Source organism: Campylobacter sp. 2457A (assembly GCF_020135895.1).
Lineage (GTDB): Bacteria > Campylobacterota > Campylobacteria > Campylobacterales > Campylobacteraceae > Campylobacter_D > Campylobacter_D taeniopygiae.
In genome coordinates, this window is the sequence record NZ_JACHTO010000104.1 from 1 (window position 1) to 458 (window position 458).

Here is a 458-nt window from a genome sequence, read left to right on the forward strand (position 1 = left end):
AGCAAGCAAAGCTTAGAATATAAAGATTTAATTTCAAACATTCTAGAAGAACAAAAAACCACACAAGTAGATAAAAAACAAGCTATAGCTAAACTCCATGCTCTTTTAGAAAATCAAAACCTAGAATGTATCCATGGGGGTAAAGTCATACTCAAATCAAACAAAGGAAAAACTTTTAAAGATAATAACATCCCTATAATGTTAGAAAGTGATTTATTAAACTCTAGTATAGTAGCTTGTCCTTATACTATAGGTAATGTAAGCTCACCTTGTACTAAAGTTGTTAATGTAAAAGGATCTCTTTCTCAAAAGAAAGTTAATGGTGAATTTGTAATCTTACAAGAATTAATCTCAGCTTGCACTACAGATAAAAACTTTCCTTTAAAAGTAAGCTTTACCCCTACTAAGTTTAAATACGATCATAGTTTTGATCCTAAGGAAGGGTTAGGAAAACAAAG

Annotated in this window: 1 pseudogene; it reads left to right on the forward strand. The window is 29.9% G+C overall.

The annotated features are described in order from the left end of the window. A pseudogene (locus tag H2280_RS08535) lies at nucleotides 1-458 on the forward strand (hypothetical protein); the annotation flags it as partial.